General features: G+C 57.3%; 21 protein-coding genes, 3 pseudogenes and 1 other annotated feature. Of the genes and pseudogenes, 13 read left to right on the top strand and 11 right to left on the bottom strand.

The window, feature by feature from the left end; genetic code table 11:
• Window positions 1-197: 197 nt before the first annotated feature.
• Entirely contained in the window at window positions 198-464 is a 267-nt protein-coding gene (locus tag AC27IQ_RS02220) for a transposase (RefSeq protein ID WP_487087905.1), read from the bottom strand.
• A 236-nt stretch (window positions 465-700) separates the two neighbouring features.
• Here AC27IQ_RS02220 and AC27IQ_RS02225 point away from each other — a divergent pair, with 236 nt between their 5' ends.
• Window positions 701-1,567, top strand: a complete 867-nt coding sequence (locus tag AC27IQ_RS02225; protein WP_487087907.1) for an HNH endonuclease signature motif containing protein — start codon at window positions 701-703, stop codon at window positions 1,565-1,567.
• Between the two features lie 316 nt (window positions 1,568-1,883).
• Here AC27IQ_RS02225 and AC27IQ_RS02230 read toward each other — a convergent pair.
• Window positions 1,884-2,223, bottom strand: a pseudogene (locus AC27IQ_RS02230) (transposase); the annotation flags it as partial.
• Between the two features lie 26 nt (window positions 2,224-2,249).
• Between AC27IQ_RS02230 and AC27IQ_RS02235 the strand changes: the two are divergent.
• A pseudogene (locus AC27IQ_RS02235) lies at window positions 2,250-2,504 on the top strand (hypothetical protein); the annotation flags it as partial.
• A gap of 113 nt (window positions 2,505-2,617) precedes the next feature.
• Here the strand turns inward: AC27IQ_RS02235 and AC27IQ_RS02240 are convergent.
• The 3 genes from AC27IQ_RS02240 to AC27IQ_RS02250 all read right to left on the bottom strand — a co-directional run bounded on the left by AC27IQ_RS02240 (window position 2,618) and on the right by AC27IQ_RS02250 (window position 5,472).
• Window positions 2,618-3,631 (bottom strand): sensor histidine kinase, encoded by a 1,014-nt coding sequence (locus AC27IQ_RS02240; RefSeq protein ID WP_487087909.1) that lies wholly within the window; start codon window positions 3,629-3,631, stop codon window positions 2,618-2,620.
• A 244-nt stretch (window positions 3,632-3,875) separates the two neighbouring features.
• Window positions 3,876-4,802 carry a hypothetical protein gene (locus tag AC27IQ_RS02245; RefSeq protein ID WP_487087911.1) on the bottom strand — a complete coding sequence of 309 codons (927 nt, stop codon included), beginning with the start codon at window positions 4,800-4,802 and terminating at the stop codon, window positions 3,876-3,878.
• Complete coding sequence (locus tag AC27IQ_RS02250; protein WP_487087913.1) at window positions 4,774-5,472, bottom strand: response regulator transcription factor; 699 nt, start codon at window positions 5,470-5,472, stop codon at window positions 4,774-4,776. The genes AC27IQ_RS02245 and AC27IQ_RS02250 overlap by 29 nt, the downstream gene beginning before the upstream one ends.
• A 254-nt stretch (window positions 5,473-5,726) precedes the next feature.
• Here AC27IQ_RS02250 and AC27IQ_RS02255 point away from each other — a divergent pair, with 254 nt between their 5' ends.
• The 8 genes and pseudogenes from AC27IQ_RS02255 to AC27IQ_RS02290 all read left to right on the top strand — a co-directional run bounded on the left by AC27IQ_RS02255 (window position 5,727) and on the right by AC27IQ_RS02290 (window position 13,878).
• Window positions 5,727-6,656, top strand: a complete 930-nt coding sequence (locus tag AC27IQ_RS02255) for an AAA family ATPase (RefSeq protein WP_487087915.1) — start codon at window positions 5,727-5,729, stop codon at window positions 6,654-6,656.
• A 65-nt stretch (window positions 6,657-6,721) separates the two neighbouring features.
• A complete protein-coding gene (locus AC27IQ_RS02260) occupies window positions 6,722-7,129 on the top strand; it encodes a hypothetical protein (protein WP_487087917.1) in 408 nt (135 codons plus the stop codon).
• Complete coding sequence (locus tag AC27IQ_RS02265) at window positions 7,126-7,626, top strand: HORMA domain containing protein (protein ID WP_487087919.1); 501 nt, start codon at window positions 7,126-7,128, stop codon at window positions 7,624-7,626. Before AC27IQ_RS02260 ends, AC27IQ_RS02265 begins: the two co-directional genes overlap by 4 nt.
• On the top strand, window positions 7,626-8,531 hold the full coding sequence (locus AC27IQ_RS02270) for a CBASS oligonucleotide cyclase (protein ID WP_487087921.1): 906 nt from the start codon (window positions 7,626-7,628) through the stop codon (window positions 8,529-8,531). The genes AC27IQ_RS02265 and AC27IQ_RS02270 overlap by 1 nt, the downstream gene beginning before the upstream one ends.
• Window positions 8,532-8,540: 9 nt before the next feature.
• Window positions 8,541-9,305, top strand: coding sequence for a DUF6602 domain-containing protein (locus AC27IQ_RS02275; protein WP_487087923.1), 765 nt, complete (start codon window positions 8,541-8,543; stop codon window positions 9,303-9,305).
• Window positions 9,306-9,381: 76 nt separating this feature from the next.
• Window positions 9,382-9,923 (top strand): annotated as a pseudogene (locus AC27IQ_RS02280) (transposase family protein); the annotation flags it as partial.
• Window positions 9,660-9,776, top strand: a sequence feature (AL1L pseudoknot). It overlaps the preceding pseudogene by 117 nt.
• 213 nt (window positions 9,924-10,136) lie before the next feature.
• Complete coding sequence (locus tag AC27IQ_RS02285; protein ID WP_487087925.1) at window positions 10,137-12,701, top strand: CHAT domain-containing protein; 2,565 nt, start codon at window positions 10,137-10,139, stop codon at window positions 12,699-12,701.
• 226 nt (window positions 12,702-12,927) lie between these two features.
• Window positions 12,928-13,878 carry a hypothetical protein gene (locus AC27IQ_RS02290; protein ID WP_487087927.1) on the top strand — a complete coding sequence of 317 codons (951 nt, stop codon included), beginning with the start codon at window positions 12,928-12,930 and terminating at the stop codon, window positions 13,876-13,878.
• A gap of 243 nt (window positions 13,879-14,121) precedes the next feature.
• Here the strand turns inward: AC27IQ_RS02290 and AC27IQ_RS02295 are convergent, their stop codons facing one another.
• Both AC27IQ_RS02295 and AC27IQ_RS02300 read right to left on the bottom strand, forming a co-directional pair.
• Window positions 14,122-15,120, bottom strand: coding sequence for a DUF4238 domain-containing protein (locus tag AC27IQ_RS02295; RefSeq protein ID WP_487087929.1), 999 nt, complete (start codon window positions 15,118-15,120; stop codon window positions 14,122-14,124).
• A 53-nt stretch (window positions 15,121-15,173) separates the two neighbouring features.
• The gene (locus AC27IQ_RS02300; protein WP_487087957.1) at window positions 15,174-15,491 is read right to left on the bottom strand and encodes a GNAT family N-acetyltransferase; all 318 of its coding nucleotides are present in this window, start codon (window positions 15,489-15,491) and stop codon (window positions 15,174-15,176) included.
• 103 nt (window positions 15,492-15,594) lie between these two features.
• Here AC27IQ_RS02300 and AC27IQ_RS02305 point away from each other — a divergent pair, with 103 nt between their 5' ends.
• The 3 genes from AC27IQ_RS02305 to AC27IQ_RS02315 all read left to right on the top strand — a co-directional run bounded on the left by AC27IQ_RS02305 (window position 15,595) and on the right by AC27IQ_RS02315 (window position 18,841).
• The gene (locus AC27IQ_RS02305) at window positions 15,595-16,560 is read left to right on the top strand and encodes a phospholipase D family protein (RefSeq protein ID WP_487087931.1); all 966 of its coding nucleotides are present in this window, start codon (window positions 15,595-15,597) and stop codon (window positions 16,558-16,560) included.
• A 323-nt stretch (window positions 16,561-16,883) separates the two neighbouring features.
• On the top strand, window positions 16,884-17,831 hold the full coding sequence (locus tag AC27IQ_RS02310; RefSeq protein WP_487087959.1) for an IS5 family transposase: 948 nt from the start codon (window positions 16,884-16,886) through the stop codon (window positions 17,829-17,831).
• 239 nt (window positions 17,832-18,070) lie between these two features.
• Window positions 18,071-18,841, top strand: coding sequence for a DNA/RNA non-specific endonuclease (locus AC27IQ_RS02315; RefSeq protein ID WP_487087933.1), 771 nt, complete (start codon window positions 18,071-18,073; stop codon window positions 18,839-18,841).
• A 341-nt stretch (window positions 18,842-19,182) separates the two neighbouring features.
• Here AC27IQ_RS02315 and AC27IQ_RS02320 read toward each other — a convergent pair whose 3' ends face one another.
• The 4 genes from AC27IQ_RS02320 to AC27IQ_RS02335 form a co-directional block, all read right to left on the bottom strand.
• A complete protein-coding gene (locus AC27IQ_RS02320) occupies window positions 19,183-19,929 on the bottom strand; it encodes a M48 family metallopeptidase (RefSeq protein ID WP_487087935.1) in 747 nt (248 codons plus the stop codon).
• Between the two features lie 2 nt (window positions 19,930-19,931).
• Window positions 19,932-23,246, bottom strand: coding sequence for a type I restriction endonuclease subunit R (locus AC27IQ_RS02325; RefSeq protein WP_487087937.1), 3,315 nt, complete (start codon window positions 23,244-23,246; stop codon window positions 19,932-19,934).
• Window positions 23,243-24,544 (bottom strand): restriction endonuclease subunit S, encoded by a 1,302-nt coding sequence (locus tag AC27IQ_RS02330; RefSeq protein ID WP_487087939.1) that lies wholly within the window; start codon window positions 24,542-24,544, stop codon window positions 23,243-23,245. The genes AC27IQ_RS02325 and AC27IQ_RS02330 overlap by 4 nt, the downstream gene beginning before the upstream one ends.
• A 98-nt stretch (window positions 24,545-24,642) precedes the next feature.
• Window positions 24,643-26,157, bottom strand: coding sequence for a type I restriction-modification system subunit M (locus AC27IQ_RS02335; RefSeq protein ID WP_487087941.1), 1,515 nt, complete (start codon window positions 26,155-26,157; stop codon window positions 24,643-24,645).
• Window positions 26,158-26,164 lie beyond the last annotated feature (7 nt).

Here is a 26,164-nt window from a genome sequence, read left to right on the forward strand (position 1 = left end):
GTAGATCAGGCCGAAGCCATGCCGCGGGTTCACCGCGATGTGCTGTTCGAGGAACTCGATCACCCCGGAATCGTCGCGAGCCACGGCCCCGTAGCGCAAGGTGGATCTTGCGATCCCGCTGGCTCGACAGGCTTGACGTTGGCTCAAGCCATGGTCCGCCATCAGCGCTTGCACGACCTGCTCGCGGCGCTCCGGAGTCAGAGCTTTCGCTCGATGACATCCTTGAGCGCGCTGTGCATCAGCGCCAGCTCCGCGTACATGCGCTTGAGCTGCGCGTTCTCGTCCTGCAACTCTCGCAGTTGCGCCAGGCTCGACACGTTCATGCCGGCGAAGCGGCTCTTGCACTTGTAGTAGGTCGGCTCGCTGATGCCGTGCTTGCGGCACGTCTCGCCAACCTTGCCGCCAAGCTCGACCTCCTTGAGGATCGCAACGATCTGGCTGTCAGTGAATCTGGATTTCTTCATGTAGAGACTCCATGGGTTTGGATTCTCTACTCCCAGTTGGATCAAGATTTCGAGGAGGCTTCAATCATGAGAAATTTATACTTGTTTATTTACACAGCAACCAGGTTCGCAAGCCAACAGGCAAACGGGTTGCTAGACTTTTTCTCAAAAGATGTATCGTCACGCCCCGGATGTATCAACCGCGTTTTGCCGTCTACATTGAGTTAGGCCGCTCAACTGACAGTCCGGCGCACTCCATGCCCAAGTACGACGAACCACGACCACCCATACCAGCTGACCTGCGACGCGCGGTCGAAGTCGAGTCAGGCCATGCGTGCGCCGTGACGAGGTGCGGAGAACATACCTATCTCGAGATTCACCACATAAACGAGAACCGCGCTGACAACCGCGTGGAGAATCTTGTACTTCTCTGCGACAAGCACCACAAGATGGCTCATGCTGGCGTCATCGATCGGAAGGCGCTACGCGAGTACAAGCAGCTTCTGCAGAACACGTACTCATCCGCTCTAGCCGAGAGAGTGCGACGCCTGGAGGACCTTATTGCACAAGGCAAAAGCCTCGACCAAGACAGCCAAGCGCCTGTGCCTCCTGTACAGAAGTCCGACCCTGGGCTACCTGTAAAGAGCGTGACTCGTCGTGCGAACTTGATGTATTTGACGCTAGAGCAAATCGCGCTTACGAGATACGAACGAGATATAGGACTGCTGCTCGAGCGCCAGCCAAAGTTCTCGCGTGGCGAGGTTTCGGTGCAACTGGACGCGGTAAGGCAAGACGACGACCTCACGGAAGACTTGATCGTCGAAGTTCGGTGGCTTAGGAAGCGCTACCTCGATGCACCGATCTGGGTCCGACAAGTCGAGGCCGCTACTTCAACCTACGAGCTAATCACAGGCCGCAGGGCACGAGGCATCCTGATCTTCGTGGTGCCAAAGGAGAGCATGAAGCAGATCTGCGACCTCCCATTCACGGCGGCCGAGCTTGACAAGTTGGATCGCAAACCCGAGATCGTCATCTACACGTATGCCGAACTTGGTTTCGACCCTGGTGCAATCTCGTCAGAGCTCTTCGCCTCCAACCTTAGGCCCTCGGCGGGAGCGGCCTAACCCTTCGCTCAAGCGGAGCGCCAACGGCAGGGTGCCAGGCCCGGTCTGGTGGTACGCGGTACATTTTCACCAGCCCGGGCCTGGCACCCTGCCGTCGTCGCCCGCTTAGCTCGAACGTTGAGCGCCCGCTTTCAACTGAGTTGACCAGCAGCTCCTGGCCGAATTCTGCCCTAGAGGAGCGCCTGGACAGTGGGATTGGCGATCTGTCATCGGTGCCGGCATAGTGGTCAGGTCGAAATGGACTCAGTGCTCAGGCGCGTCCGGAATAAGCAGCTGGGCTGATCCGGTGTTGATGGCGGCCAGCACCTGGGAGCGGCAGTTGGTGCTTCTCCAGCAGGTGGCGGAACCGCAGGATCGTCGTCTCATCGGGCATGCGCGCTGCACCATCAAGACCGGTAAAGCGGCGCTACAGCGCGGCCGCTCGTGCAGTTCTTCTTGCATGGCGGATCGCTCAGGTTCCACCACAGTTGCAGGCAGTGGATGCGTAGCATGGTCTTGATCGGAAACGGGGGATGGCCACCCGGGGCCTAGCGTGCACCTGAGGCGAACGGGGCAATGAAGGCCACCAGCGTTGCCCAGGGCACAACTTGGTTCATCTCGTCGAGGAACACTTCCTTGCGGGTTTCCTTGGGCAGCGGGTCCAGGCCAGTGTGTATTGATCCATGGAGTCATTGTCTTGGAAGCCATCGAACCGGCCATCGGGCACATGAAGATGGCCGGGCGGCTGGGCCGCAACCCGCTCAAGGGCGCCTTGGGCGATGCACTGCATGCTGTGATGTGCGGCGCCGGGCACAACCTGCGCCTGATTCTGGCCGCTGCGGCTGTACTGCGCCCGAGTGGGTATCAGTCTGACTGCCGTCTTGGCAGTGGCAATCCAGCGTTTGCGTGTTCTGTCGCATACGACCGCTTGAAAACTCAATTATTCAGGGCGGACTAGTTAGATCACACTCGGGGAAGAATGACAGTTGGTTGGCCTTCTACGCGGCGTAGAGCCAGTCGGGCTGGTACCACAAAATCTGCTACTCGCTGATCAATTGATCAGGCGATCACTCAATCTCGACTTTGGTGTGGAAACTCCAATACTAATGAGACGCCATCAGGCTCGTTGCGGGCGCGAAGAGTAGCATCCATAGCCAATGCATAGATGCGCGACGCAAAAAGCCCAATTCCACTGTTGCTTGGTGCCTCACTGTCGGACACACCCAAATCGAAGATTCTTTCGATATCAGCCTCTGGAATGGGATCTCCTCGATTGAAGATGGTCAGTTCCACAAGGTCATCTGACTTCGATAATCCCAGCTCGATGCTACTGCCAGCTATACGGTATCGCTGGGCATTGTCGAGAAGGTTATCCAAGATTTGCTCCAACTGAATGGAGTCCATCTGCACCATGACTTCGTGATCAGGACCGACGTACTTCACGTTTCTGCCGTCTTGATTCAGGTTGTGGGCGAACCGCCTGAGCCAATCCGCCAGGTCATGCGGCGACATCGCGATCTCGCCTGACCGAAGTCCGTCCTCAACGCTAGTCGCCTCATGAAGCGCTTCCACTGCACGTCGAATGCGCGCGAGCTTTTGCTGAGCGGCATGCTGATCCTTCGTCATGTTCACCAGAGAATTAAGCGGAGCTCGAATCTCATGTCCGATGGCATCCAAAATCGCCTTCCTATTTTGTACATGAGCCTCCGCTAACCGAAGGCTTTCAGCGCGCCGTAGCTCCTGAGTACGTAGCCGCTTGACTAAGTTTGCATCCCGGGATCGATTGCGTCTCAGCAAAAGGTGAAAAACGCGCGCTAAGGTACCAATTTCGTTGGGTGCGGCGAACTTTTTCAGATCGCCCCCGCCAGCGGGCCGCACAGCCATTGCGTAAGCCACCGTTCTAAGACGACGTAGCTTCAGTGCATTGTGCCCCCAGTAAATGGCCAAGACCACAATGAGTCCAACTGCCGCTGAAACCCATGTGAACGCACGTGTAGCAAGGTCGGGCAGCGTGAATGGCGTAGCGGTGAGCGTCGCTCGGGCACTCAAAATTCCGCCAACTCGCATGTTTTGGGAAGCTTGCACGGGCTCACTTTGAAGAACTCCTTTGGAGATGATGAACTCGGACCAATGATCAGCGATGTCTTGCCACCACCCACCAAGCCGCGTCGTCGACTGGCTAATACCTGCATCGTCAGATCGCCAGAGAATGCGCCGAGCACCGCCAGAGCCAATGGAGCTGACCAGTAAAGACGCGCGTGATGGAACCGCTGATAGATAAGCCTGTGTCAGAGACACAACCGGAGTGCCAGCTTTTCCAGGAGGCACATCAAAAAAGAATTTCCGTGTCCGAGGTAGTTGATGCCTTGTCATAGATCCTCACACCGATCGCGATTTGCTTCAGAGCAGTTGAGGGCCATGCTTCGTCAGAACCCGTTGACAGCAGGAGCGATGAGTCAAGTCGGCCTACTACCGTTACGAAACTCTGCGGCGCGCTTCCATCCTCTTCCACCTGGCTTTCGAATGCCTGCCCATTAACGAATCGGGAGGGCAAGCCTCCTTCTCCTGAAACGAATCCGGCAAGCTCGTGGACCTGCTCGAAGCGGGACAGTTGTGAGGGATACCGCGAGCGGGCCAGCGGAGGAACTTGATAGGCAAGAGTGAGATGATTCTCTCGGTGCCCGCCGAACGTGAGGGCTACACGATTCACCTCTGCGAGCTGGCGGCCAGGGCGGTGGCGCTCGATCTTGCTGGAAGGGTAGCGCAAAGAGAAATACACATAGCGCCCAGTCTGGTCCCCTGGCACTGCTGCGAAACAGGCACGCAGGTTTCCCGCGAGCGGTCCATCCCGCCGACTACCGGCATATTCCACTTGGCAGGCTCTCGGCGCCTCGAAGTTGATGTCTCCAGTCTTGAACGCCCTTGCGTTGCCCGTCTGGAGCAGGTAGAAGAAGAACGAGCGACGCAACGTGATGACGTTCAGCGCTCGAGAAACCGCCGAAAACTCCGCGGGGTTCTCAAGCAACGACGACCCATCAGGTTCACGTGTACTGAGCAGGAACTGGGCAAGCTGTCCATTGAGCTCCGACTCTTGAACCAGCTGCTCTTTCCTGTGCGCCGAGATGCTGATGTCAAAGACTGCCCCGCCCAAAATGACGATGAGGAGGGCTAGGAGCGCGAGAGTGGTGAGGGTAAAGTCCCAACTTTGCCACCACTGCGGCAAGTGACTACGGTGTAGTTTTCCAGAAGTAGCCACGGCCGGGTTCGTTATCAATTCGGTCGAAATCGGGGTCGAACTCGCGAAACTTAGTGCGCACGTTTGACAGTTGAGTTGCAATTGCCTTGGCTGACATTCCCGACTTCAGGTTCCTTAATAGGTTCCTTGTCTCCACTACGGTACCAGGTCGTTCAATCAAGCATTGCAGGATGCTGAGCTGTGTCATCGTCAGCGCCACCGCGTTTCCCTTCCAAAGGTAGCGATTCTTCCGTAGAGGGTCAGCGGTCAGACCATCCGGCAACCCTTGCTGAGTAGTCAGGTCTTTCCCGGCCTCTGAATTTGACCATTCGAGCGCGTGTTCGATCTTGTTGATGAGATCCTGCTCATCAACCGGCTTTGCAATGAAGTCGTATGCATGCAGCGTGAGCGCCAACCCCCTGAGGTTGTCCTCCGGCATTCCAGATACGACGATCGTTGGCCAGTTCGCGCGAATATCGCTCAGCAGCCCAAGTCCAGCATAGCGATTCCTCGCACCGGTTCCCAGCTCGATATCCATGAGGACCAGATCGAACTTTTCTTCTTTCAGCAACGCTTCTGCTTCCGCCTTGGAATAGGCCTGCCTGATGTCAGCCTGCAGCGAGTTCAAGATCAGCGCTTTCAGGTTGTCGCTGTCCTCCTGGACGTCTTCAATGATGGCGATGCGAATCATGGGGGCCCCGGAGTAGCGCTTTTCAGAGAATCGCAGCATCTCACAAAGACGTGCAAGATTTTTGGGGGCATGCGGTTCAGCTTTCTTAATCACAAGCCGGTCAGGACAAGGATGTCAAGGCGCCTTTACGGAAACGTGTAACCGAGCAAGGCAGTGGCCCCAACACCTGAATCGGTCTTCCACCAACCCTTTCCCAACTGCTGGAAAACTTCTGTTCACCACAACAACGGCGTCCTCATAAGGACGGGACAGACTTGAACGCCAATACCTCAGTACAACATCTGGTTCGCCCCGAAGACCTGCCGCGGGGCATATCCGCTATCCGAGTGCTTCCGCACGCAACGCTTGACGCACTCTGGGACAGCATCATCGTGGCCCCAGACATTAAGGAGCGCCTGCTGTCTCAGGCTATCTTGAACTTCTCCCTACGCCCCAAGGTTTCGCGCGACCAGTTGCCGATGCATGGGGTGATCCTTCTGGTTGGACCCCCAGGCACAGGGAAGACCTCGTTGGCGCGGGGTCTGGCCAGCAAACTGGCGGGTCTCATGCCAAAGGCCAAGCCCCGCCTGGTCGAAGTCGACCCCCATGCACTGACGAGCTCGGCGATGGGTAAAACGCAGCGCGCAGTCAGCGAGCTGTTTTCCCAGACAATCTCGGAACAGGCGAACAATGGGCCGACTGTGGTTCTTTTGGATGAGGTCGAGACTTTGGCTGCAGACCGCTCAAGGATGAGTTTGGAGGCAAATCCAGTCGATATTCATCGCGCTACAGATGCGGTGCTCGTCCAACTCGATGCGCTGGCAGACCGCAATCCAAACATCCTGTTTATCGCCACTAGCAACTTCCCCCAAGCCATTGACGATGCATTCACGTCACGCTGCGACCTAGTCATCGAAGTGCCCCCACCCGGCCAAGACGCCGTAGTTCAGATCCTCCAGCAATGCCTGACCGGTTTGGCAGGCCAGTTCCCAGGCATCGAGACCATCGCGAAATCCCAGGACATGGCCAAGATTGCCCGCGCTTGTCAGGGCCTGGACGGTCGTGCACTGCGCAAAATGGTGGTGAATGCGATGGCTATGAGCCGCGAGGTTGCAGCCGATCCGAACAAGCTGACAGCTGCCCACTTGCTCGCTGCCGCGACGGATGCCAAATTGGCGCGCTCTCGTAAGGAAGGTCACGAATGAGTACCGTCCGCCGAGACTTTCGCAGTGTCCCTTCTAGGGACGCGGCAGCGACGTGGAGCGCCATCGTGGGCCTGATCACGGCCAGCAGCCCCACTACTGCGGCCCGCAAGGAACTCCTGAGCGTCACAGGAATTGTGGCGAGCGTGATCACAGACCAAGTGCCGCAATCTAGTCCAATCATCGTCACCTGCGACGGACCGCGCACCCGCATCTACTGCCTGTACGACGACGACGCGCTCGATGAGTCCGCTAGCAACGAAGCAAAGCTGGGGTTCGATGCCACGAAGGGCGATTGGCAGGTATCCGTCGCCGTTGCTGCTGAGGATCTGACCTGGGTTCAGGCCGCTCTGAAAGAACAGACGAACCGGGTGGTCGCACGTGATGCAGCGGACGGCTTTGAATTTGACGCTGACAAGAAGTCGGCGATCGCCTCCGCCGTAACACTTGACTTGCAGGGGTTCTTGAAGCCATGAGTACTGTTTCCGTTTACTCGTACACCCACTCGGTCACCTACGTCACCGACAACGTGCTCAAGAGCCTTAAGGACATCATCCGCCTGAGCGGACTTTCTCCAGCGAACTTGGTCAACAGCTGGGATAGCAAGCACCGCGCCATTAAGACCTGGATCGAATCCCGGCACCTTGAACGGGTCGAGTTGGAGATATTCAACCCGGCGACGAACGCGCTGATCGTCCGCTGGGACTTGGACATCATCTACCAGTGGAGCGATGGCGATGGTTCGTTCTACACCGACACCGAGCAGTTGAAGTACGCCATCAGGAAGGCCGGCGTAGCACCTGAGAGCGCCAGCTACGAGATCATGCTGAAGATCAAGCCTGGTCGGCCGGATGTCGCTGGCTGGGGTCCGGCCACTTCACGTTCAACCGAAGGCATGGTGCGCCAGACTCTTGGATCTACTCTCGAACATGGCGGACTCGGGGCGAGCGCCGCGTATTGGAGGAACCGCTGATGATTTCCCTCGACGATGCATTCCGAAAGTTCAAGTCCAGGCTTGAGCTGAACGACCGCGAGCAAGCAAACGCTTCCAAGCGCCACACCGAAGTTCGTGAGCACATCTGCTCCAGATTTTCGATCCAGCGCGACTTCTTGACTGGTTCTTACAAGCGGCACACTAAGACCAAGCCCCTGAAGGACATTGACATCTTCTTTGTACTGTCTGACTCCGAGGAAAAGAAGTACCGACCCCAAGCACCCTCTGTGGTTCTGGAAGACTTCTACAACGCGCTGGCTGAGAAGTACGGAAAGGAGGCTGTACGCAAACAAGGTCGCTCAGTCAGCGTCAATTTCGGCGTTGTCGTGGATGCAGAGGACAACACGGACTACCGAGTCGTCAGCGTGGATGTAGTGCCTGCAGTAGCGGTCGGCAGCGACTACGAAATTCCAAACAATGACACCGGCAAATGGATGAAAACCAACCCCGAGACCCACGCGAAAAAGGCGCGGGATGCTCACCAAGCCTTCTCGTCGGAGTGGAAAGGACTGGTGCGGATGGTCAAGTACTGGAACAACAACTCTAAGCATGGCACAGACAAACCTGTAAAGCCATCATTCCTTATCGAGGTAATGGCGCTGGAGTGCCTGCACGGCGGCTGGCAGGGGCGCTTTGATTATGAATTGCAAGCGATGTTCTCATCCCTCGCTGATCGCATCAAGGACGAGTGGGCCGATCCTGCGGGACTTGGAACACCTATCAGCGACGGGATGGATGCGGCGAGAAAGGACCGTGCACAACAACTGCTTCTCGCTGCGAGCCGCGAGGCCTCCAATGCCATACACCTGGCTCGCAAGGGGCAGAACGGCGAGGCGTTGAAGGCGTGGCGCGCCGTGTTCGGCCCCAAATTTCCACTCTCGTAAAGCGCACCTATGACCCAGAATCCAACCCTGAACACACCGACCGGACTCAATGCCGCTGTCAACGACACCAGCTGGCTCAAGCAAGCTTTCGCAAATGTCCAGACCGCACTCGGTAGCCAGATGGCGCTCGCCACGCAGTCCATCAGCCACGCGGGAACAATGGGCTCAGTGAATGAGGAGCACTGGCTGGAGTTGCTGCGCTCCTACCTACCAAACCGCTACGAGGTCGCAACCGGCATCATCATCGATTCGAAGGGAAATCGCAGCGATCAGATCGATGTGGTCATCTTTGACCGGCATTTCACGCCTACCCTGCTTGACCAGAAGAACCATAGGTACATTCCAGCCGAGGCAGTTTATGCAATATTCGAGTGCAAGCCTGAGGTCAACAAGGGATACATCGAGTATGCGGAGAAGAAGGCAGCGTCTGTCCGCAGCATGACCCGGACTTCTGTGGCCATCTCACACGCTGGCGGTACCTACCAGGCCAAGCCGCACTTCCGCATCCTCGCAGGGCTGCTCGCGCCACGCTCAGGTTGGGTCAATGGTCTGGATAGCATCTTCCTGGGCCACCTCGGCCAATCCGATTCGGCCCTCGACTGCGTATGTGCCCTGGATCACGGCTGCTACGACTGCTATGGAGACACCCACCATCTGGTGTCTGAGCCGGCGGCAATGATGTATTTTCTCTTTCGCCTTCTCGCGAGATTGCAGAGCCTCGGGTCAGTACCGGCTATCGATTGGGCGGCTTACAGTCGCATCATCAATGCGTAAAGCTAAATAGTCCGCCCTGAACAATTTGAACCGCCCCGGTTTCTGCGGAGGCTCAACACTCTGAGAGGATTGAGCCATGAGCAAGTCGAACAAGCTCTCGCCCGAGGTGCGCGAGCGCGCGGTGAGGATGGTGCGGGAGCGGCGTGGGGAGAACCAGTCGCTGTGGGCGGCCATCGAGTTCATTGCGCCCAAGATTGGCTGCGTGCCACAGACCTTGAGCGAATGGGGCAAGCGCGCCGAGGTCGATGCTGGTGCGCGCGAAGGCGTCACGAGTAGCGAGGCGCAGCGGATGAAGGAGCTCGAGCGCGAGGTCAAGGAGCTGCGCCGGGCCAACGAGATACTGAAGCTGGCCAGCGCGTTTTTCGCCCAGGCGGAGCTCGACCGCCGACTGAAGTCGTAAAAGCCTTCATAGACCAGCACCGCAAAGCCTTCGGGGTCGAGCCGCTCTGCAAGGTCCTGCAGGTTGCCCCGTCGGCGTATAGGCGCCATGCCGCGCTGCTGCGCGAGCCCCACAGGCGCTGTGCCCGCGCCAAACGCGACGAGATGCTTATGCCGCAGATTCAGCGCGTCTGGCAGGCCAACATTCAGGTCTACGGTGCCGACAAGGTGTGGCGACAAACTACTACCGGCAATTCGCCAGTCAGACCACCGCGGTGGTGGGGTGACTTAAACCAAACAGCCTCCGCGGAAATCGGGGCGGTTCATCGGCGACAACTCCGTTGAGGCCTGCACGCCCTCGTTGGACAAGGTGCCCCTGGTTCCCCCAGTCTTCTGGTCTTCGCTGCCGCGGCGACGGAAAATCAGCACTATTATCTGGGCCTGAGCTCGCTCGTGATCGCGATCTCGCACCACAACAGCGGCGAACTCGAACGTCCATTCATGTCAGCCATCAGCCCAACGGAATTCGCAGACCAACTCGAGAAACTCGTTCGTGCAGGCATGGGCGAAGAGGAGGTCAATGCGTTCGTAGACGCGTCTCTCCGAGTTGCAAGTAAGGGGGACGCTGAGGCCTACGTGCAAACTGCCAACAAGGTACTGACCGAGGCACGGCGTACGTCTGAGCTCGCGCATGCACTCGCCACTTCCGTCGGCGTATTTTGCGAATACGGCGATATCGCGCGCATCACGCTATATCTGGAACGCTTGGTCGACATCACCGAGGAGCACAAGACGAATGCCGAGGCCGCACGCGCCGCGGAACTCGTTGGAACGCTGCTTCCAGGTAACGTACACGCCGACCACGTCCAACACGTGATGCATCAGATCATTCGCCTACATCTGAGCGCAGATGCATTCGGCGATGCGATCCAGATGATGCTCGTATCGGCGAGTCTGTTCACCGACTTTCGCGCCTTTCAAACAGCCTACCGAACGCTTGTCGAGGCCGAGCGACTGGCTCGTGAGCATCATTTGGCCAAGGAGTTGGCCGAAGTTCTGATGGCACTCCACTCGACCTCCATGATTGAAGGCGATCTGGCGTACGCCGACAGAGTTTGGGAGGGTCTGAGCAAAGCTTTCGAGCAACTCGGTCAGCCGATTCCAACGCCTCTCATCCTCAATCGGGCAACGCGTAGGTTTTGGGATGACCAATTTGAGAGTGCGAGGCAGACCTTTGAAGAGGTGATTGCCCGGGATGATCTGTCGGAGACAATGCGCGCCGGTGTGCTGTCGACGCTCTCGGCATGCCTGCGAGAACTGGGGGATCGAACTTCCTCTGACCAGCGAATGACGCAGGCGCGCGTGTTCATGGAAAAGATCCCAACGATGGATCCTGAACAAGGGCTGGAGCTCGAGCTGATCGCCGCCAAGAATGCGGTGACTTGGGGTGATTTTCCGGAGGCTTGCGACTGCCTCCGACGAGCCATTTCAAGGCTTGACGATACGGTGGATCTGGTCGAAAAGCTCCACTACCGTCGGGGCCTGCGTGAGCGCTTCATTCCAAGGATCGAAAACATCCTGGTCCGCTTTCCTCGCACTGGAAACGCATCCGACGTGCTCGCTGTGATTGCCGGAACGCGGTCGAACAGGCTCTCTGACTGGCTCCACTTCCTCGCGTGGACTCGGCGCCTGAAATCAAAGCTAACGTGCTCCGAGGCCGACGAGTTGGACAAACTGGTATTCACGGTGGCCAACCAGGGTGCCCCTCACCTCATGGGTTTCCTCGAGAAATACGATGACCCCTTTGCGGAGAACATGCTGCCCGACCCATGGCGCAAGGTCGCTGAGTACGCCGACCGAATGTGCGAGCTCCATGATGTAGACCGACCGTTCGAGCGGGCGACTGCCGCGGAGGCCGAACTACTGATTCAGGACCGGCTCGACGAAGGCTACGCTTTACTGGTCAACTTGTTGACGGCCGACAATAAGGCTCTACTGATCGTAGGTGACCGATACACGCTTTGCGATCTTCCTGAAAGTGAGACCGCCGCATTCGCCGTCGCTCTGTACAGCCAACGCCAGAGTCCCGATCAAAGCAAACCTCTGGCCATTGCCGCAAACGCCTACCAAGCCGCGTTGCTGACCTCTCTAAAAGACGCGCTGGACGAAGTGGCTGCAAAGAACTGCAGGGGCCTGCTGTTCATACCAGATCGCATGGATCTGACTCCGATCAATCTCGTTCTTCTCTGCCATGAGTCTACTCGCAAGCGGATGGCTGCGGGCCTGTTCTCGGTCAGCACCTGCCTGGCGCTATATCCAGCGCACGGCACGTACGTGCCGCCGAAGGTAGCACTTGGCATCCGAGAGGAGGAATCTGGTCTTACCTATGATCAGGCCGACCTCAAGGCGTTCTTTGAAGGTTCTGGCACCGACGCGACGATCCTGAACAAGCCCAACTGGGAAGAGTTTTCATCGCAGATGGAGAAGACCGACACGCTGGTGTTAGCGCATCACGGTATGTCCATCGGGGTGTTCACAGATCCGGCCTTTGCCGATATGGGTGGCCTGCACCAACACACCGTCATGAGCGTTTCGCGGCTTCAGGAGGTCGCGTACCGATGGCCGCACCGGGTTGCCGTCTTGGGAACATGCCATAGCGGTGGCTCTGTCAATCACAACTTCCAAGGCAAATTCAGGTCACATGACTTGATGGGATTCCCGTCCCTCTTCCTCTTGAACGGTAAGGCAGAGGTGGTTGCCTCGTCCTGGGCGATCATGGATCGCTTCAATCTCGTGTTCACGGCACTGTTCGCGCCGGCGTTGCGCGACATGCGACCTGCGGCTGCAGCAAGCCACGCGCTCGCCAGTTTGATCGAAATGTCGGATGATGAATTTACCGCTTACCTGAGTTCCGCGTTCCCAGAGGATCACAGGCTTCTCCAAGCTGCGAAGCAGTTGAATGTACTGAGGCGTCAGCCCTACTGCTACGGCGCCTATCAAACTTACACCCTGCTCTGACAGAGCAGCCGACATCTGCCCTTCACGATCTCAGCCAACGAGCTTCCAGGACAGATCAAGCAAAAGCTGAGTATCGTGTTGAACGACGCTTAGGTTGAATGACTGCTGACAGCAAAAACAGCCATTCGGGCCGTTACGCCGAGTGACTCAGATCGACCAGAAGCGGGCATGTACATGCATATGTTTTTATTGAGAACGGCGCCCGCACTGCGACTAGATTTCTAATATGCAAGATATATTTGAGACCTTGAGGGGAACCTTAGACAAAACCTTTCTGGAAAATCTAAGGAGCTACCTTGGGCATCACAGAGGTGTTGCCGATTTTGCGCTCATAAGCGACTATTGCGTTGACGACAGGGACAAGCCAAATGATGTGATTGCTTTCACCTTAACTCCTTATCATGCGGCACTTCCACACTCCTTGGTGGAGTTGGATCGATTGATCCCCAAAGATATCAAGAAAATATCCAAAATCACCGAAGAGACATCTAAAGCGTTAAATGATCCACGTTTTTTTCATGTGGCTTTTATGCTTGATGATATTTCCGGTTTTTTGCACTCGGAACAAACGAGTAAGCAAGCTGTTTTGCTTAAAAATCTAAAGCAAATCATAGAGATGCTTCATGGGTGGTGCAGTAATCAGCCAGAGGGAAAAGAAAAATTTGAAGAGCAAATTAAACGATTCAAGTTGGCAACTAGGGAGCTCGAAAGGCCAACGGCGAACGTAAAACTATTTCACCGCATGGCGTTAACCTGCATTCTTGCGGCAATCCTTGGTTTTTATCTATCAAAGGAAATCGCCTGCAACTCCATTGTATGGTTTGCGGATCGTGACAAAATACACGATGCATTTTTTAAGATATATGTTGATTTGTTTGAAATTAATCATTGGGGGCTGTGTCAGCAAGAACTGCCTGAGGAGCGAATTCCAAAAATAGGAATAGCAGTGGATGAGAAGGCTGAAGGGGGCCTGTGGTTTGATCCCATGATTAGGCTTCCAGACTTTATCGCGGGCACTGTAGCCTCATGGAATATGGACACGAACCTCACCAGTCGAGATAAGCATGCAAGAGTCTTGGAGCAGGTTGTTGCTGAAAATTTGAACTGTAATCTAATCAAGTTTGAGATGCGTCGAGATGGTTGGTCATTCGCTATTAGGCCAGTAGGACGCATTTAAAGTGATGAGACTGCTGCGGGTGAAATCTCAGCACAAGGCTCTACTATAGGTTGCAACGGCGTTGGTAAATCCGACGCAAACAAGCTTTAAGAACTCCGCGGAACAGCTTCCCCTGGCCGACTTCCGCTTTAGGCCCGTAGGGGGCCGTCAAGCTTTCCGCGCAAGCAAGGGGTGATGCCCAGAAGTCAAAGCAGGAGGTAATGCGTCGATTGACAGAACGCAATGACTGCTCCGATTCCTCCGTCAACCCGTGACACGCCCATCAGGCATTTTCCGGTGACGCCGACCAATGTGGTTTTTGAAGGGGTGAATGGCATCTTCAGAGTCACCGATAATGTGCACAACGGCTTGAGCAGCCACCTGGGAATTGAGTTCGACTACGGTAGTTTTGTCGACGTCATTCTTGCCTGATTTAAACTTTTCAGAATCGCAGATGACGTAAGCGATTCGCGGCGAGATCGGGTAATAAAAATCAGCATGCTGGGGAGCGGCAAACACTGTCTCTGACACACATGAGTGCACATTGACGACAGTCTGGTCAGACGTGATGAAAGGCACGCTGGTGTTATTCATCAATATCGCATGCTTGGTATTGTGACGATCAATATACAGGCTTGCCCCAATATTCATTCCGTACATATAGCTCAAAAACCACCAGGCGTGCGCCATCGCATCCGCCAGTTCAATTTCCAGTGCATTGCTCCGAGGTAGAATCGCGATTATGCGATCTCGGAATGCCTTTGTACGAGAGATTTGGTGACCGAGGAACGCCATGAAGTCGAGCAGATGCCGATTTTGCTGAAGCACGTCAAAATTCTCCTCAGCCAACGCGGCCAACACTGGAAGTGCCATCTTTTCGTGGGATGCGTGAAGGTTTTCCAGTAGATTGCACTTGATCGCTTGAAGGTTCAGTTCAATTTCCTGAATCCGAATGTCAAAATGGCTGTAAGCAGCCTCCAACTGCTGAATTTTCAGGAAATCATTAAGATACGACATGTGCTGTTTTTGGAGATGTTCGGGGCTTTTTTGGGAAAACCCCTTAATCATTTCGATGTGAATTCTTGCAAGCGTCGTGGTCTTGTAGAAATAGTCATCAACACCAATGGACCGCACACTGTCGTGAGCAATTCTCCCCTTCTTCGTGGTGTAGAAAACATTCTTGGTGCCATTACCCCATCGGGCTAGGTAGTTGGCCCATATGTAATGGTGGCGTTTCTTGATTTCGATGTTTTTTGGTGACATGGCTTCATTAAGTTAGGTTTTAGCGCACTGCGACCGATCCTAAATACCAACCACTATTCAACTAATTCACCGCTAAATGTGAACCTACCGGCAAGGTTCTTCTTCATCCCACTGGGGTCATGGATATCTCGAGTAAAACCGTTGCGAGCGTACCAAGACATCAGTTTCACGTCGCTGATGAACTCTTGCTCGAGAGAGCGCGCCGTAAGACGCATCGTCTTGCACGCAGAATCACGAGCCACGGTTTCTGCTCGCCACAAAAGCCGGGTGCCAATGCCCTTGGCTCTGAATTTCTCTAGCACGTATATCTCATACACGAATCCCAAAGAAGTTTGGGGGAAATGCTCGAAGATTGCACATTCAGTGATGATGACCGGTCAGTCCAGCGCCATGAACACGCACAGCAGATGTCCTTGATCAACGGCCGCTAAGGCCCAACAACTGCCCTGAATGCCACCAAGCCGAAAGACCGATATGAATGAGAGCAACAGCCGACTGATCAGTGAAACGCTCTGGGATGAGGTGAAATCATTGCAACGCCCACGTACCGTCATCTTGGCAGCGATTGCTTACTACAGCCGGGATCTCCTGCACCTCAAAAAAGGAGACATCCTGGTGTGCGACGCATCAGCTGATTCGATTTCTTCAGGAAAAAGCAACGGCTATTTGCTACTCAAGCTTCATAAAAAAGGTGTGAAGATCTACAGCCAGCCTGCGCTGCATGCGAAGGTCGCCTGTATTGGTAGTAGCGTTCTGGTCGGGTCAGCCAATGCATCCTTTAACTCCAAGAACAGGTTAGTGGAGGCTGCAGTTTTGAGTCAAGACAGCGGTCTGCACGCTCAAGTGCTATCTTTTGTTGCCCAACTCGCGACACCGAAGGCATTGCTAACTACTGTTCAACTGGAGGTTTTGGCCGAGATCCCTGTACTACGCGAACAGGGAGGGCCGAGCACGCCAAGGCCGCCAGTAAGAATCCAAGGCAGATCGGTGGCGTGGTGGCTATCGACCGGCCCAATGTCTGAAAAGCTTAGGGATGACCTAGCGCTCCAGCGGGTTAAGGGACTTCACGTCGCGAAGAAATTGGCACCTGAGATCGAGACCTCCGAGCTAGAACCGATTAGCTGGCCAATGAGGTTGCGGGTCGCAAAGGAAGCAAAGCCCGGTGACCGTGTCATCCAGGCTTACGCCTCCAAAAAAAGGGGCGATGACAGCACCTGTAAGGTCAACGCAACTGCTGTAATCGTTCACGTTGAAAGGGGCCCGGCACATGCCCTTATCTACCTAAAGAATCTACACCCGGCGAGTGCTCCATTGAAATTGGCCAAGGTTCAAAAAGTCACGAATGCCTGGGGGCGAAAACTAACTGCTATGAGCGCAAGAATATTGAGTGAAGACGAATATGTAAAGATCGAAGCCCTCTTTCCACGCAAGAAGACATAGGCAGGCCAAGCTCAAAGACTGGGTCGGGCCGGAAGCGGCGGGAATGCTGTTGGCCCCATTGGGCACGAGAAGATTGCTTTAGTGGTCACTAGACTTGGTACCCGCACGAAGATCAAGAGTCCCGCCTCCACGCCGTCGATCTGCGCAACAAACTCCGTGGTTCCAGGCCGCTTACCTCTTTCCACTCGTTCTCGATGTAGCTGATGGCTTAGCGCTCGTGTCTTTTCAATTTCGACAAAATTCATGCCTACCTCCACGGTCGACCTTTCCCTCGAGTGAGAAAGTACAAATTGCTTTAACGATTCAGAGTTTGCGGGGCGATCATTGCGGCCTTGTCCTTGCAGCGGAGCAAGTACCGCACGACGAACTGGAAGGCGTACAACGCGGCGCTGAAAGCGCGAGGCTCGTTGACGATGTGGCTAGATGAGGGCATGCAGTGGTTTGGCACGCCGACCGGCAGGCGTGGACGCAGCCGAACCTTCTCGGACGCAGCAATCCAGTTCTGCCTGAGCATCAAGTGCCTGTTCGGCCAGCCCTTGCGACAGGCGCTGGGCATGGTGCAGAGCCTGCTGCGGCTGGCAAAGCTGGACTGGCCGGTACCTGACTTCAGCACTGTTTGCCGGCGCCAAAAGACCTTGCAGGTCGAACTGAGCTACCAGCGAACCAACTCGCCGCTGCAGTTGCTGGTGGACAGCACCGGCATCAAGTTCCTGGGCGAAGGACAGTGGAAACGCAAGAAGCATGGCGCTGAATACCGGCGCGAATGGCGCAAGGTCCATCTGGGCATCGACGCGCAGACGCTGGAAATACGCGCCATCGAGGTGACCAGCAACGCCATTGGGGATGCGCCGATGTTGCCCGGGTTACTGGCTCAGATTCCCACTGACGAATCCATCGAAAGCGTCAGTGCCGATGGCGCCTACGACACGCGCGCCTGCCTGGACGCCATTGCCGAGCGGCACGCGATGGCGGTGATCCCTCCCCGCAAGAACGCCAGCCATTGGAAGAGGTCGAGTCCGGGCTCGGCGCATCGTAATGAGGCCATTCGGGCGTGCCAGCGCCTGGGTCGCGGCATTTGGAAGAAGTGGAGCGGCTACCACCGGCGCAGCCTTGTGGAGACGAAGATGCACTGCTTCAAGCGACTGGGCGAACGGGTGATCGCGCGCACGTTCGACCGCCAGGTTGTGGAGCTGCATGTCCGCGTGGCCTTGCTCAATCGGTTCAGTCAGATCGGCCGTTCTCACACCGTGTCGGTGACTGCTGTGGCATAGGTCCGTCTGGGGTTGGGGTCATGCCGTCTGCAATTCGATTTGTGCAACAGAGCCCGGTCATCTGGAGCGCTTGTTCAGTAGCGGATAATTTGCAGGCATCACTTCTATGTGAAAGCACCTGTAAATCCCTGTGTGCGCAGCCTCCAGGTTCTGGAAGTCGAGTTGCTGGATGTTCCAATCGGCACTTCATTTTTTGCAACCGAATCGAAGTGCTTCTGAAGTTTTCTTGGTCGCGCCGAATGCGTGTTTCTTCTGCACTGGTCCTGTCATTCGCCAGCGCGTTCTCCGGTCTTTCGTTCGCCCGCACACCCCAATTCGATAGCGCGGCGCTGCTCACCCCGCAGCCCACCAGCTTCGCCCAGTGCCCACAGTTCTTTGCGGGTGGCAAGCCTCCCGCGATCACGCCACGGCGTGAGCTGCGTGAGCTTTGCTACGAGGCGTTTGCGGTGCTGCACAGTGGCGCGACGCGGACACCCGTGTACGTGGCTCAGCGCCTCAGTCGCCAGAGCATTGAGGATGCTGACGAAAAGCGCGCCAAGCGGTTCTTTGCGGATGCTCGTTTGCCCCGGGGAGAACGGGCGGAGTTGGAGGATTACAAAAACTCTGGGTACAGCCGCGGACACATGGCTCCCGCGGGCGATATGCCGACGCCCACCGCCATGGCCCAAAGCTTCAGTCTCGCGAACATGGTTCCCCAGAATTCACAACACAACGGGGGGGCATGGAACAAGATCGAGCAGGACACGCGCCGCTACGTGCTGCGAGCCAAAGGGGATGTGTTCGTGATCACTGGGCCGGTGTTCACGGACAGCGGTCCAACAATTGGCGCGAATCAGGTGAAAGTCCCGACGTACCTGTACAAGTTGGTTTATGACGCCACCACACAGCGGGCTTGGGCGCATTGGCAGCAGAACAGGCTAGGGGAGTCGGTCGGGCCGCCCATCAGCTATCAAGAACTGGTCAAGCGAACTGGGGTGGAGTTTCTGCCGAGGATGGCAATGCAGCACTGATCTGAGATGCAGCCTAGGAGGCTGCTTTGCAGCGACAGGAGCCGGTCGCGGCTGGCAGGCGAGCTCACGGTTGGAGTTGGCAAGCTGACATTTGGTCCGACCTCCGCTGCTGGCTTGAACGGCCGCTTAGCGATGCTCAGCTGACAAAGCACTGCGCCGACCTAATGCTCGATCTGCTATATGACAAGTTCAGCATGGAATTGGCGACGTCCACTCCTTCGGCTGCTGTCATGCCTGGACCTGTAGGTGCATGCTCGTACGGCGGACGGCGCACTGAGCTATGCCGCGAACGTTTAAAGGCCGCAGCCTCCTGCGCTCCGCCTAAACCAAGAAGACGGCTCTTACCGAAGGAAGATTTCCGCTTGGTCATCTAACCGCGCTTTGACGCGCCCCCAGTCCGGCAGATACAGCGTCAAGGTTCGGTAGAAGGCGCTGCTATGGTTGTAATGCTTCAGGTGGCACATCTCGTGAAGCAGCACATAGTCAATGGCTTCACGCGGCGCAGCCACCAGCCGCGGATTGAGTGTCAGTCGGCCCGATGGGGAGCAGCTGCCCCATTGGCGGGTCATGAACTGCAAGCGAAACGACGGCAACTGGCGAACCCACCTCAATGGCTCGGCAACGACCTTGAGGCGAGCCTCGAAGATCTCCCGGGCCCGTTTGCGGTACCAAGCGTCAATACATACCCTGATCTGATCGACGTCGTGGCGAGGCACATTCACCACCACAAACGCCCCATGCAACTTTGCCTCGGCAGCACTCGCCGGATCAACGACAACTTTGAGCCGATACCGCTTACCAAGGTAGTGGATGGACTCTCCACTCACGTACTCGCGCGGCAGCACATGCGCCATCCGCGCCTTAGCAGCGGAGACGTGCTGACTTATCCAGCGCGAGCGCTTTCGCACCGCCGCCAGCACATCGGCCAACGGGATTGACGGGGGCGCATCGACCTCCACGCGTCCATCTGGCTCAACGTGGATGGCTACACGCGAGACCACCCGCGTGGTTTGCCGGCGCAAGGTGAACGCAATCTGCTCATCACCGTACGCCACACGATGCTGGCCATCCATGCCCACGGTCTCCACGATTACACCTTGCTGAGACCGATGCGAGTGATCTGGATGACTTGTTCCACCACCTGCTTGGCGTTGTCCAGCCCCAAGCTGCCGAAGAGAAGTGGTAGCAGCCTTTTGCGGATCGCTGCTTCGATGTTCTGGGGGTTGAGCGAGTTTTCGGCGACTGCGTCCTTGACCACGGTGTCGATGGCCAGGGACTGCTGGACCAAGCGCTCGAGAGCCTGGGACTCCAAAGCGGCAAAGCTGTCTTCACCCAACACCAAGCGAATGGCACCAAAGTAGGCCTTGGCATGGCGGTTGTCTGCCAGTTGGTCCGGTGTGCCAGGCGTCGCCCGCGACGCGACTTGTTCCTCGAACGACTTGAACAAGGCGTACTGCTTCAGCGGGTGGTCGAACATCGCCTCGGCCTCGGCGATCGCCTGGCGAAGCAACTCACCAAACACCTTCTGCGCGTACGGATCCTCAGCGAGTTCTTGCTCGATGGTCTTCCGCAGCCGGGTCCGGATCATGTCCGTCTCGTTGCGAGTCTTTTCCTCCGACCAGTCCTCAGGCTTCTCTGCCTGGCCCAGCTGGTGAACCAGATACACACCGTCAGGCTCTCGCACCTCCGTGCCGATGACCTGCTTGTCGACCAGCTTGCGGATTTGCTCTTCGTAGACGCTGTAGTCCACCGTCTCCATGGCATCTCGGCGCGCCGTTTGGCGCAGTTCGGTGAAGAAGCGCAGATCACTTTTGTACCGAGCAATCAGTTCCTCTGAGAAGCTCTTATCCTCGAAGAAGCTCCGCGAAGACAGTGCCGTCTGAAGGCATAGGCCGAAAGCGGTGAGCGCGTCGTAGAAGTCGTCGCGCAGCTTCTGCCGCTCGTCGTACTCGGTGCCATCGGCGTCCTTCACGAAGCGAGGGGCGAGCACCTGTCGGTACTGCTCGCGGTCCAGCTTGTTGGTGACCGACCTGAAGAAGGACCACAGCTGCTCGTGGAGTGCAGGCAGGCGCTTGTACTCGGTGCTGAACTGGTGGTACAGCCCTTCGAGGTCCTGAACATCAAACCCACCTTGCGTCCGCGACTCCAAGTCTTGATAGGCACGAATCGCGGTGTCCAGTTCTTTCAGGATACCGCGGTAGTCCACCAGTACGCCGTAGCGCTTGGCATCGTGTAAGCGGTTCACCCGCGCCACCGCCTGAATCAGGTTGTGGCCCTTCAGCGGCTTGTCGATGTACAGCACCGTGTTGCGGGGCTCATCGAATCCCGTGAGCAGCTTGTCCACGACGATGAGCAGGTCCGGCGCTCCGTCAGTGCCAAAGTCACCGATCACCTGCTTCTCGTAGGCGTCAGGGTCGTTGCCACATGTGGCCATGGCCTGCTTCCACCACTTCTGGACCTCAGGCAACGTGTCCTCATCGACTTCGGAGTTCCCCTCGCGGGTATCGGGTGCCGAGATCACGATCGCGCTCGTCACCAGGCCCGTCTCGTCCAACGCCTTCTTGTAGCGGATGGCATCCAGCTTGCTGTCGGTCGCGACTTGGCCCTTCAGACCTAGGGCCAGCTTCTTGATGTTCTCGTTAAAGTGGGTCGCAATGTCCCAGGCGATCAGCTCGATGCGGTTAGCGGCGCCATAGATCGCGCCCTTCTTCGCGAACTTGCGCTTCAGGTCACTGCGCTGGGCATCGCTGAGGTTGTTGGTGATCTTGTCGAACCAACGGTTAACGGCCTCTTCGTTGATGTCCAGTTCAGGCACACGCTCTTCATAGAGCAACGGCGCCACGGTTTCGTCCTCCACCGCCCGTTGCATGGTGTAGGCGTGGACGATGGGCCCGAACTTGTTGGAGGTCTTCTCGTCCTTGAGCAGCGGCGTGCCCGTGAAGGCGATGTAAGCCGCTTTCGGCAGTGCCTTCTTCATCCGCTCATGGGTCTCGCCGCCATGGCTTCGGTGTCCTTCGTCGACCAGCACTATCATGTCCGGAGAGTCGTTGCGACACTCGGGCAACTTGGACGCCGTGTTGAACTTGTGGACGAGTGTGAAGGTGATCCGCTCGGTCCCCTTGCCGATGCGCTGGGCCAGGTCACGACCGGACAGGGTGCGGCTGCGCTCGCCATCCTTCTGTGTAGCGATGCTGGAACCGAAGGCCCCGCCCGTCATGAAGTTGCGCGAGAGCTGGGTTTCGAGATCGACGCGATCGGTGACCACCACGATGCGACATTCCTTGAGACTTTCGATCAGCAGCAGGGCCTTGGTCAAGAACACCATCGTGAAGCTCTTGCCGGAGCCCGTGGTATGCCAGACAACGCCTCCCTCGCGCCCGCCACCCTGCGAGTCAGGCTTCTTCTGGCTGATGCACGACAGCAATGCGCGGATACCGAAGAACTGCTGATAGCGCGCAACGATCTTGCCGACCTTGCGGTCGAAGAGCACATAGCCCCTCAGGAACTCCAACAAGCGAGACGGTGTCAGCAGACTCACCAGTAACCGATCCTGCTCAGTGGCTTGCATCGGCGCGCTCCAGAGCGCGTCGAAGTAGGTAGCAAGTGATGCAGGCTTGCCTTCAAACAATGCGGCACGGACGTCCGGAAGCAATGGCGCGTTCTTGACGGCCTGCAGGTGAGCGTCATCGAACTCTTCCTCACGCCATTTCGCCCAGAACTTGGCGGCGGTGTGCGTGGTGCCGTAGCGCCCCTCGGTCTGGCTGATGGACAGCAGCAGTTGGGCGTACGCGAACAGGTTGGGGATCTCGCCTGGCCGCTGGTTGCGCAGATGCTGGCTGATGCCTTCCTGCACCATGGCCTTCGAAGGATGGCTGCCACCGCCCGACTCCGGGCGCTTGGCCTCGATGACGACCAGCGGGATACCGTTCACGTAGGCCACCACGTCCGGCGTTCGGTGGTGCGTACCTTGCGCGGACAGCACCTCCGGCTCCTCGGTCACGTCCCAGCGGTTCGCAGAAGGATCGGTCCAGTCGATCACCGCGATGGTGGGCTGGTGCTTCTTGCCATCCGGCATGAACTCCGTGACCGTGATGCCTAAGGCCATCTTGCCGTAGAGCCGCTCATTGGCTGGCAGCAGCCCTTCAGACAAGCTGAGGGCAGACAGCTCCCGCACGACCTGCTCGATGCCGCTGCTAGACAGCGGGTACCACTGGCCCTTGTACTCGTAGCGGCGGGTCTGTAGCACCTCGACCAAGCGCGTCCTCAGGATGACCTCGCGCGTGCCGCCGCGCAGTGCCAGCGCTTGGGTCGTAGTCAGGAAGTTCCAGCCCAGGTTGCATAGCAGGTGCAAGGCCGGCAGGTGCGTGGCGTATTGCTCCTTCGAGTTGGGCGCTACGGCGGTCATGGCGTGGTCTCGGCGGCAGGTAGACGGACTCGGCGCTTGCCGGTAAGAAGATCAGCCATCAGTGCAGCCTTCTCCTGCTTGAGCAAATCAATTTGCACCGCGAGGCGTTCCGCTTCACGCCTCGCGGTGTCCAAGATCTCGACGATGCGCAGCTGGACAGGCAAAGGCGGGATGTTGAATGACCACTTCAGCCAGTGCTCTGTATTGAAAATCATCTTCTCGACATGGACGCCGGTGCTCGAGTGAAAGCAGGTCTGCTGGAAGTAGCGCGATTCGGACAAGTACCGTAGGAAGCGCAGATCGATCTGTCCATCGCTATTCAGCACCGCATACTCATTGGAGACAACCGCGCCGTCCAAGTCGGCCGGCACGATGCCGCAAGCGCCGTGCACGATCTGCCGCTTTGATATCAGGAAGTCGCCAGCACGGACGTAGAACTGGGTGGGCGTCTTAACCTCTGCTCCCCGCAGCACTTCACGTAGCTCCACCCCACCCCGGGACCGCTTGACCGTCACTAACCGGTACGTCGTGTCTCCCTCCAGCGCCACGGGCCTCCGCACCTCATGAAGGTGGTCGCGCAATTGAATTCGGCGCCACCCCCCGGGCGCCGGCGGCAAGGCAGGAATGCCAGGCTGCACCGAGGGAGGGAATCCGCCGTTGTCAGCCGGCCTGACCGTATCCAGGGTGGCAGACGGCAAGTTCAGGGTGAGGCCGATTAGCGCTTGCCATTGTGTACGGCTATTCGCCAGCAGGCGTACTGAGTGGGCGATTGCTCGGTCCCAGGCGGAGAGAATTTGGGCAATTCGACGTTGTTCCGCTGGCGGCGGTAGCACCAATGGGAACTTCTTCAGCTGTGAGGAGTTCAGCGATGAAAGTCCCGTTGATCCTTTGGCGCACGACAAAAAGTAGTTCCGCCCGTACTCGGATTGAGCCTGCTGCTCCAAGAATTCCGGCATCAACTCGTCACTCGAAGGTGTTCGCACTGCAAACACATGGTTCTGGTGAACTGCGTCGAGGACTTGGCCGCGCCATAAACAACTGCGGCCGAGGTTCTCCGGATTGCCATTGCCCTCAATGAGAAGAAGATCCCCAGTTTGCAACGTGTATCGCTCTACTTGACTCGCAGGAACGTCAATCTCCTTAACGTCTGTCAAATCCAACATCCCGGCTTGAACGTTTGCCACCCTGATGTAAGGACGCTTGAGGGTGGCTCCCTCCCGGCTCGCGTTCTTTGATAGCCCCGTGCGAACTTCGGCGACGGTATGCAAAGGCACCTGTCTCCATCCTTTAGGCAGCATCACATCTCCCGAAGCTTCCTAGTGCATCTTTGGGCGCGTGACAGGACTTCACCGATTGACTGGCCTTAGTCACCAACCACTTCGATGGTTCGGCCCTCTCATTCATAGCCAAGCTCCCTCAGGTACACGGACATTTGCGCCTCCAGCCCGGCCAACTCGGCTTTCAGCTGCTCGCGCTCCTCACGCACTGCCTTGAGGTCGATTGCTGCCTCCGCCTCGAATGTGTCGACGTAGCGCGGAATGTTGAGATTGAAGTCGTTCTCAGCAATCTCCAACGGCGTTGCCAAATGGGCATAGCGCGCCACGGATTGACGCGCGGCGGCCGCGTCCAAGATGCGCTGCAGGTCAGCGTCTCGCAGCAGGTTCTGGTTCTTGCCGGCCTCGAAGTCGCGGCTGGCGTCGATGAACAGCACCTTGTCGTCGGCCTTGTGCTTACGGAACACCAGCACCGCGGCCGGGATACCGGTGCCGTAGAACAGCTTCTCCGGCAAGCCGATCACCACATCCAGCAGGTTCTCTTCAATCAACTTCTGACGGATGCGCCCCTCAGCCGCCCCCCGGAACAACACGCCGTGCGGCACCACGACAGCCATGCGGCCGGTACCGGGCTTCATGGTCTCGATCATGTGCAGGATGAAGGCGTAGTCGCCCTTGGTCCGGGGCGGCACGCCGCGGCGAAAGCGGCTGAACTTGTCCGCATCGGCGCCTTCGAAGCCCCACTTCTCCAGGCTGAAGGGTGGATTCGCAACGACGATGTCGAAGTGTTTCAGGCTGGCCGTGCCATCCAGCAGCTTCGGGTTCCGGATGGTGTCGCCCCACTCGATGCGGTGGTTGTCCTCGCCATGCAGGAACATGTTCATTTTGGCGAGGGCCCAGGTGCTGCCGATCGCTTCCTGGCCGTAGAGCGCGTATCTGCGCGAACCGGTGTTTTCGCGAACCAAGCGGCCGCACTTCATCAGCAGTGAGCCGGAGCCGCAGGTCGGATCGCAGATCTCGTCGCCCTCCTGCGGCGCCATCAAGCGGGCCATCAGCGCCGAGACCTCGGGCGGGGTGTAGAACTCACCCGCCTTCTTGCCACTGGTAGAAGCGAAGTTCTTGATCAGGAACTCGTAGGCATTGCCGATCACGTCGAGCTGACCGACGCGGCTGGGGCGCAGGTCCAGTTCGGGCTTGGCAAAGTCCTCCAGTAGATGGCGGAGGATGTCATTCTTCTGCTGCTCATCGCCCAGCTTGTTGGAGTTGAAGCTGATGTCTTGGAACACATCGCGCAGCTTGGTGATGTTGGCCTCTTCAATGGCATTCAGGGCCTTGTCGATGCGCTCGCCGTTGCCAGGGCTGTGCCGCTGGTTGTGCAGGGCGTAGAAGCTCGCGTCCGACGGCAGGACGAAGCGTTCGCTCTTGAGCATCTCGGCGATCAGCTCGGGGTGGTCACCGTACTCCTGCTTGTAGCCGTCGTAGTGGTCTTGCCAGACGTCCGAGACGTACTTCAAGAACAGCATCGTCAGCACGAAGTCTTTGTAGATGCTGGGGTCGACGGTGCCGCGGAAGGTGTCGCAGGCGTTCCAGACAGCGGCGTTGATGTCGTCTTGGCTGACGTTCGTGATTTCAGTCATCGGTACC

The sequence above is a fragment of the Acidovorax sp. KPB24-07 genome, assembly GCF_057543315.1.

Coding starts and splice junctions, on each gene's coding strand:
- AC27IQ_RS02220 (WP_487087905.1), bottom strand. CDS start 464: ATGAAGAAATCCAGATTCACTGACAGCCAGATCGTTGCGATCCTCAAG.
- AC27IQ_RS02225 (WP_487087907.1), top strand. CDS start 701: ATGCCCAAGTACGACGAACCACGACCACCCATACCAGCTGACCTGCGA.
- AC27IQ_RS02250 (WP_487087913.1), bottom strand. CDS start 5,472: ATGATTCGCATCGCCATCATTGAAGACGTCCAGGAGGACAGCGACAAC.
- AC27IQ_RS02265 (WP_487087919.1), top strand. CDS start 7,126: ATGAGTACTGTTTCCGTTTACTCGTACACCCACTCGGTCACCTACGTC.
- AC27IQ_RS02270 (WP_487087921.1), top strand. CDS start 7,626: ATGATTTCCCTCGACGATGCATTCCGAAAGTTCAAGTCCAGGCTTGAG.
- AC27IQ_RS02275 (WP_487087923.1), top strand. CDS start 8,541: ATGACCCAGAATCCAACCCTGAACACACCGACCGGACTCAATGCCGCT.
- AC27IQ_RS02290 (WP_487087927.1), top strand. CDS start 12,928: ATGCAAGATATATTTGAGACCTTGAGGGGAACCTTAGACAAAACCTTT.
- AC27IQ_RS02295 (WP_487087929.1), bottom strand. CDS start 15,120: ATGTCACCAAAAAACATCGAAATCAAGAAACGCCACCATTACATATGG.
- AC27IQ_RS02305 (WP_487087931.1), top strand. CDS start 15,595: ATGAATGAGAGCAACAGCCGACTGATCAGTGAAACGCTCTGGGATGAG.
- AC27IQ_RS02315 (WP_487087933.1), top strand. CDS start 18,071: ATGCGTGTTTCTTCTGCACTGGTCCTGTCATTCGCCAGCGCGTTCTCC.
- AC27IQ_RS02325 (WP_487087937.1), bottom strand. CDS start 23,246: ATGACCGCCGTAGCGCCCAACTCGAAGGAGCAATACGCCACGCACCTG.
- AC27IQ_RS02330 (WP_487087939.1), bottom strand. CDS start 24,544: ATGCTGCCTAAAGGATGGAGACAGGTGCCTTTGCATACCGTCGCCGAA.
- AC27IQ_RS02335 (WP_487087941.1), bottom strand. CDS start 26,157: ATGACTGAAATCACGAACGTCAGCCAAGACGACATCAACGCCGCTGTC.